Raw genomic sequence first — 7,081 nt, 5'->3', positions numbered from 1 at the left:
GGGCGGGGGGGCGTCGCCCCCTCACCCCGTTCTGGGCGCCCCCCACCCACCCCCCCCCCCCCCCCCCGCCGGGGCCCCCCGTCGGCGGTCAGGCGACCGAGGTGTAGCGGCCCTGGAAGCGGACCAGGGGCGGGTTCCCGGTGGCGTGCTGGATCTCCAGCGGTTCGCCGACCAGGGCGACGTGGTCGCCGACGGCGATCCGCCGCGACGTCCGGCAGCGCAGTCGCAGCGGCGCGTCGAGCAGGTGCGGCACACCGTCCACATCGGACTGCCAGTGGGTGTCGACGCCGAACCGGTCGGAGCCGGACTTGGCGAACAGGTCGGACAGCGCGTGCTGGCCCGCGTGCAGCAGGTGCACGGCGAACAGCGGCGAGGTGCGCAGGACCGGCCACGCCGAGGCGCCCTCGGCGATCCACACCACGATCAGCGGCGGGTCCATGCTAGCGGAGGTGAAGCTGCTGACCGTGACGCCGACCGGTCCGTCCGGACCCGTCGCCGTCACGATGCCCACCTGTTGCGGGAAGTCGCGGAGCGCGCTGCGCAGATCGGTCATCGTGCTGCCCCCACGGGAGTCGTGAACCAGCCCGCGTCGCGCAGGTGGTCGTCCAACGCGGTGCCCAGCTCGGCCTCGTTGACGAAGATCCCGCGTCCCGGCACGGAACCGCCCAGCTCCGCGAGGAGCGGCTTGAGGTGCAGTTCCACCGCGAGCGCGTGCTTGTCGGACGCGGCCACCAGCAGCGGCAGCGCCACCCGGCCCTTGAGCCAGCCGCCGGGCGCCTGGTCGAGGACGGCCTTCAGCAGGCCGGTGTAGGTGGCCTTGTAGGTCGGCGACGCGACGATCAGCACGTCCGCCGTCGCCAACGACTCCAACGCCTCGCGCACGGCCGTCGACCCGGCCGCGAACACCTCCGCCGCGAGCTCGGCGGCGTCGACCACCGGACCGCCCGACACGTCCTGGCCGACGGCCCGGCCCACGGCGTCGCGCAGGGCGAGAGCGGCGTTCAACGTGCGGGATCCCGGACGGGGATTGCCAACGAGAGTGCCGACTACCAGTTGCTGGGTCACCCGCCGAGCATCGCAACCCGGGCAGGCAGTCTCAACGGGGTCCACCGTTCGGGACGAACCGGGTCGGGGGGAATACGGGGTGGTACTCACGGCCGGGTCTGATCTTCACCCCGCAGTGGGATGAAGATCGGAACGCCCCGGGGCCGCGTGGGCGCCGGGGCGTTCCGGGGTGGAACGGGTGGATCAGGCCACCGAGGTGAGCACCTTGTCGATGCGGACCGCGATGCGGTCGTTGTCGGTCGGCGCCAGGCTCAGCCAGCCGCCCTCGTGCACCATCAGGTAGCGGCCCTGGTTGGTGTCGAACCACGTGATCAGCGTGTCCGCCCTGGCCGGCCGGTGACCGCCGCCGTAGCTGACGCCGAACTGGCCGCCCGCGATCCGGCTCGTCGCCAGCTCCGACACCACCGAGGCGTCCTCGCGCGACAGGCCGACCTTCTGCAAGGCCTCGCGCTCGCTCAACTCGTTGTCGCCCCAGGGGTCCTCGTCCTCGTCGCCCTGCTGCTCGCCCTGCAACGCCACGGCCGCGTCCAGCTGCTCCAACGTCAGCGACAACGCCGCGCCGGGACCCGCCGCGCCGTCCGGCAGCACCTCCACGATCGCCCTGGCCAACGAGGTCGGCCGGATCTCCAGCAGCCCGATCTTGCCGCTGTCGATCACCGCGAGCACCGCCCGCTGCCCGTCCGACGCCGCGACCGCGCGGACCGTGCGGTCGATCTGCGCGACCGCGTCCACCGACACCCGGTGGTCGGCCAGCAGCCGGAGCAGGTCGACGAGCCGGTCGTCGGCACCGCCCAGCTCGGCCAGCACCTCGGCCCGCAACCGCGCGCGGTCCTCGGTGGTGCCGCCCAGGCTGGGCACGTCGAGCGGGTACGGCAGCCGACCGAGGCCGAGGTCGTGCCACAGCACGTCCAGCTGCCGCGGCGTCAGCAGGTACTGGGGTTCGATCACGACTGGCCGCCCTTGGGCTGCTTGGGCTTCGCCCCGCCGATCACCGACGGGGGCAGGTTCTCGCCCGGCATCTCGAAGATGTCCTCACCGCGGATGTACGCGGCGGACTTGCGTTCCTTGTCCTCGTCCTGCCCGGCGCCGTGACCGCCGCCCGCGCCACCCATCGGCGCGCCGCCCATGCCCGGGTTGCCCGCGCCGGCCGACCCCGTGGGACCGAAACCGCCGGGACCCATCGGACCGCGGTTGGCGAGCTGGCCCGTGCCGCCGCCGGCACCGAGCTGACCGCCGGCGCCACCGGAGCCCGACGGGCCGAACCCGCCGTTGCCGCCCGTGGGACCGCCGTAACCGCCCCCGCCGCCGAAGCCGCCCGCGCCGCCACCGCCGCCGAACCGACCGGCCGACGCGCCGCCCGGCGCGCCACCCGAGCCGGTGGGACCGAAGCCGGGAACGCCCTTCGCGCCGGGCTGGGTGCCCGTGGGACCGAAACCGCCGGTCGTGCCCGGACGCGTCGTCGGCGGGGTGTAGCCGCCGCCGGGCTTGGTCGCGGGCGGCGTGTAGCCGGGGTTCGGGGGCGTGTACGTGGGCAGACCGCTGGTGCCGGTCGGCGGGGTGTAGGTCGGGGCCTGGTACTGGCCCGCGGCCGGCGCCTTGTACGGGTTGGCCACCGGGACCTGGGCCGCCGCGGCGGCGGCCGTCGTGCCCTCGGGCCGGTAGGACGCCGCGGGCGCGAGCGGGGTGCCGCCACCGCCTCCACCGCCGTACGAACCGCCACCGGGCTGCTGGTACCCGCCGCCACCGCCGCCGTACCCACCGCCGCCGCCACCGCCGCCGTCGTACCCGCCACCGGGGGGCGTGTACGCGGGGGTGGACGGCGTCTGCGCGGTTTGGCCCTGGTAGCCGGACGGCGCGGTGTAGCCGCCACCGCCGCCACCGGACGGCGGGATCGCCGCCTGCGCCTCACCCAGGGTTTGCGCGGCCGCGGTGCGCAGCGCCACCGGCTGCGGCTCCTCGGGCCTGCCGGTGACCGGGTTGAACGGCGCGGTGAAGCGCGGCGTCGACTGGTCGACCGCGCGCGACTCGTTCTCCATGGTCGCCATGACCGCCACGGCCTGCTCGTGCGAGGCGCGCGCGTAGTCGTTGGCCGCCTGCACGTCGGCCGCCGAGGAGGCGAGTCCCTGGATGCCGCCGGCGGTGAACGTGCCGCCCGCCTGGTTCCAGTCGAACTCGACCGGCTCGGGCATGCTGGCCCGGGCGTTCTCCATGATCCGGCTCTGGTCCTGCACCCTGGTGCCGACCGACACGGCCGTCTCCGCGGTGCCGGTGACCCACTCGGCGAGGCGCTTGATCGCGGCGCGCGCGCCGTCGGCCGCCTCACCGGTCCAGCCGCTCTCCGACGCCGCCACCCGCTCGTTGATCACGCGCGCCGACTCGGTCAGCTCGGTGCCGAACTGGCCCCACTCCGCGCCGATCTCGCCGGTCTGGCCGGGGTCGTTGTTGGTGTGCACCGAGTCGTAGAGCTCGCGGTGCGAGCGGGACGCCCAGTTCTGGGTGTCGGTGAGGACCAGGTCGATCTCGTCTTGCGGCATGACCTCTCGCCTCTCAGTTCCCGGTCAGCCGGCGCAGCGCGGAGCGGTGCTCCTCGTCGACCAACTGGAAGTTGCGGATCGCGCTCTGCACCGAGTCGTGCGTCTGCTGGAGCACCTCGCGGTACGACGTCATGACGGTCACGAAGGACAGCGGGTCGCCGTCGGCGCGGGCCTCGAACTTCTGGGCCATCTTGTCGCCGACGGGGTTCGTGCCCAGCGGCGCCGGCCGGGCGAGCCTGCCCGCCCGTTCGAGCCACGAGTCGACCTGGTCGATCTGTTCCACGAGCATGCGGCGGAGCTCCTCGCCGGTCGCGGGGTCGAGCGAGACGCGACCCGAGTTCACCGACTCCTGGAGCGCGACGATCTGGGAGCCGACGTACGGCCTCCTCTTCGTCGCCAGTTCTTCATTCCCCGCTTCGGCGATGTACATCGGATTCCCTCGCGAAGGCAGCCTGCTGGACGAAACCCAGGGTCACGCTGAGCGCCAACGCCCGGCCAACGCGCCACCAATGCGGAGGACCGGACGGCCGTGACGACTGTGCGAAACTCTTCGACTACACGGTGACAACGCCGAAAGGTTTTCAGGATGCGGGTGAACCTGCTGGGCCCGGTTGAGCTGGTCTCCGCAGGTGGCGAGCCCGTGCGGGTGGGTGCCGCCAAGCGCAGGACGGTGCTCGCGGCCCTGGCGTTGGAGCTCAACCGGGTGGTGTCCGGTGACCGGCTGTTGTCACTGGTGTGGGACGGCTCACCCCCTCCGCAGGCCAAAGCCGCCCTTCAGGGACATATCGCCCAGCTGCGCAAGCTGCTCGTGGACGATGTCGCGCTGATCACCCGCGCGCCCGGGTACGTGCTCACCGGACCGCGCGCCGCGGTCGACGTGTTCCGGTTCGAGGACCTGGTCGCCGCCGCGCGCGCCGAGTCGGACGAGGTCGCGGCGCGGTCGTTGGCGGGCGCGTTGGCGCTGTGGCGCGGGCCGTTGCTGGCCGACGTGCCGGGCGCCGAGCTGCGGGACGCGATGTCCGCGCGGTTGGAGGAGTTGCGGCTGGTCGCCGTGGAGGAGCTTGCCGGGCGGCTGTTCCGGCTGGACCGGGCGGGCGAGGCGGTGACGGGGTTGCGCGAGGCGGCCGACGCGCACCCGTTGCGCGAGCCGCTGGTCGCGCGGTTGGTGCTGGGGTTGCACTGGACCGGGCGGCAGGCCGAGGCGCTGGAGGTGTTCCACCGGACCCGCGAGCGGCTGGCCGAGGAGCTGGGCGTCGATCCCGGGCCGGAGTTGCGCGAGGCGTACCAGACGGTGCTCGCGGGGGAGAGCGCGCCGCGGGCCGCGGAACGCGGGCCGGTGCCGGCGCAGCTGCCCCGGGAGCACCGGGGGTTCGTCGGGCGCGAGGAGGAGTTGTCGGACCTGACCTCCGGGTTGGTCGGGCAGGACTCGGCGATCGGGTTGCTCGTCGGGCCGGCCGGGGTCGGGAAGACGGCGTTGGCGTTGCACTGGGCTCATCGGGCGGCCGTGGAGTTCCCCGACGGGCAGCTGTTCGTGAACCTGCGGGGGTTCGACGAGACCGAGCCGTTGGACCCGCGTGTCGCGCTGGTCGGGTTCCTGCGGGCGTTGGGGTTGACCGACTCGCAGATCGCCGGCGACCTGGAGGGGCAGGCGGCGCAGTTCCGGTCGTTGGTGGCCGGGCGGCGGGTGCTGGTGTTCCTGGACAACGCGCGGTCGGCCGAGCAGGTGCGGCCCTTGCTGCCCGGGTCGGCCCGGTGCCTGGTGCTGGTGACCTCGCGGCACCGGCTGGACGATCTGGTGGTGACCGAGGGGGCGACCTCGTTGGCGGTGCCGACGTTGGCGGCCTCCGGGGCTGAGGATTTGTTGACGGCGTTGTTGGGGCGGGTGCGGATCGAGGCCGAGCCCGAGGCTGTCGCGGAGTTGGTCGACCAGTGTGATCGGTTGCCGTTGGCGTTGCGGATCGCGGGGGCGCGGTTGGCCTCGCGGCCTCGGTGGACGGTGCAGTCGTTGGTGGACGAGTTGCGGGACGAGGATTCGCGGTTGTCCGCGTTGTCGTTGCCCGAGGCGGGGCGTGGGGTGCACGCGGCGTTGGCCGTGTCTTATCGGGAGTTGCCCGAGGGGGCGGCTCGGTTGTTCCGGCGGTTGGGGTTGCACCCGGGGATGGACCTGGATTCGTATGCGGCCGCGGCGTTGTTGGACATCAACGTGGTGACGGCTCGGACGCATCTGCGGACGTTGGCCTATGCGAACCTGTTGCACGAGTCGACGCCCGATCGGTACTCGCGGCACGACCTGGTGCGGTTGTTCACCCATCAGCTGGCCACCGTGGAGTCCGAAGTGGACACTCGGGATGCCACTGATCGGTTGTTGGACTACTACTTGTTCGTGGCGGATGCCGCTCGGGCGCATCTGTCCGATCATGTGCGGCCGTTCGGGGCGTTGGAGCATCCGCCGGTGACGTTCCCGTCGTTGGACTCGCATGCGGCGGCGTTGGACTGGTTCACCCGGGAAGAGGCGAATCTCGGGCTGGTGTTGGACATCGCGGTGCACGGGGGGCAGGCTCGGCGGACCTGGCAGTTGGCCCTGTGCCTGGACGCGTTCCACTTTCGGCGGGGGAACTTGCAGGACCGGTTGGCGTTGTGTCGGATCGGGTTGGCTGCGGTGCGGGAGTTGGGGGACGCGCACGCCGAGGCGACGTTCCTGTTGCGGTTGGGGTCGACGTTGGCCGATCTGGGGCGGTTTGACGAAGCCGTGTCGGCTTGTACTCGGGCGGCTGAGTTGGCCGGTGGGGATCGGCACTTGGAGTTGGCTGCGTTGGCCAATTTGGGGTACTGCCTGATGGCTGATGGGCGGTTGGAGGCTGCCCAGGCTTCGATTCTCGAGGCGTTGGAGGTTGCGGCCGAGGTGGGGGACTCGCGGTCGCAGGCTTCTGTTCGGAACAACCTGGCCAATGTGTTGTTGCGGCAGGGGCGGGCTTCTGAGGCGTTGCAGCAGGCTTCTTCGGCGTTGGTGCTGTTTTCGTCGTTGGCGCCGTCGAAGGCTCATACGGCCACGTTGCATACGGTGGGGGCGGCGTTGCAGGCGTTGGGGCGGTTGGGGGAGGCGTTGGCTTCTTATCGGGAGGGGTTGGCGTTGGCCGAGCGGTTGGGGGATCGGTACCAGGAGGCGTTGTGCCACCGGGCCATCGGGGATGTGTTGGAGCAGTTGGAGGGGATTGAGGTGGCTACGCCGCATTGGGTTGCGGCGTTGAGCCTGTATCGGAACCTTCGGTTGGCCGATGGGGACGAGTTGGTTCGGAAGATCGATCCTGCGTTGGGTGTGGGTGTGGTTTAGGGAGTTAAGGGCGTAAAAGCGTCCTCGCCGGACGGGCTGACCGCCAGAGAGGTGTAAGGGCGTCGTGTTCTCCCCGTATGGCCTGCCTGAGGCAACCACATGCGTCAAGGGGGCCGTTGTCGAGTTTGGGCGGCGGTTGGGCGGTTCGGTG

The 7,081-nt window shown here is 72.0% G+C and carries 6 protein-coding genes; 1 reads left to right on the top strand and 5 read right to left on the bottom strand.

Annotation, left to right across the window (positions count from 1 at the left end):
* Window positions 1-88 precede the first annotated feature (88 nt).
* From AB0G50_RS20190 to AB0G50_RS20170, 5 genes are all read right to left on the bottom strand, one after another.
* Entirely contained in the window at window positions 89-553 is a 465-nt protein-coding gene (locus AB0G50_RS20190; protein ID WP_360110597.1) for a flavin reductase family protein, read from the bottom strand.
* Entirely contained in the window at window positions 550-1,065 is a 516-nt protein-coding gene (locus AB0G50_RS20185; RefSeq protein WP_360110594.1) for an NAD(P)H-dependent oxidoreductase, read from the bottom strand. The genes AB0G50_RS20190 and AB0G50_RS20185 overlap by 4 nt, the downstream gene beginning before the upstream one ends.
* Window positions 1,066-1,248: 183 nt before the next feature.
* Window positions 1,249-2,013, bottom strand: coding sequence for an ESX secretion-associated protein EspG (locus AB0G50_RS20180; RefSeq protein ID WP_360110591.1), 765 nt, complete (start codon window positions 2,011-2,013; stop codon window positions 1,249-1,251).
* Entirely contained in the window at window positions 2,010-3,599 is a 1,590-nt protein-coding gene (locus tag AB0G50_RS20175) for a PPE domain-containing protein (RefSeq protein WP_360110588.1), read from the bottom strand. The genes AB0G50_RS20180 and AB0G50_RS20175 overlap by 4 nt, the downstream gene beginning before the upstream one ends.
* A 13-nt stretch (window positions 3,600-3,612) precedes the next feature.
* A complete protein-coding gene (locus AB0G50_RS20170) occupies window positions 3,613-4,029 on the bottom strand; it encodes a hypothetical protein (RefSeq protein ID WP_360110585.1) in 417 nt (138 codons plus the stop codon).
* Window positions 4,030-4,185: 156 nt separating this feature from the next.
* On the opposite strand from AB0G50_RS20170, the gene AB0G50_RS20165 reads away from it, so the two are divergent.
* Window positions 4,186-6,930, top strand: coding sequence for a BTAD domain-containing putative transcriptional regulator (locus AB0G50_RS20165; RefSeq protein ID WP_360110582.1), 2,745 nt, complete (start codon window positions 4,186-4,188; stop codon window positions 6,928-6,930).
* Window positions 6,931-7,081 lie beyond the last annotated feature (151 nt).

Source organism: Actinosynnema sp. NPDC020468 (assembly GCF_040642015.1).
Classification (GTDB): Bacteria; Actinomycetota; Actinomycetes; order Mycobacteriales; family Pseudonocardiaceae; genus Actinosynnema.
The sequence above is the reverse complement of the archived record's forward strand: the minus strand, read 5'-3'. Positions and strand labels throughout refer to the sequence as shown.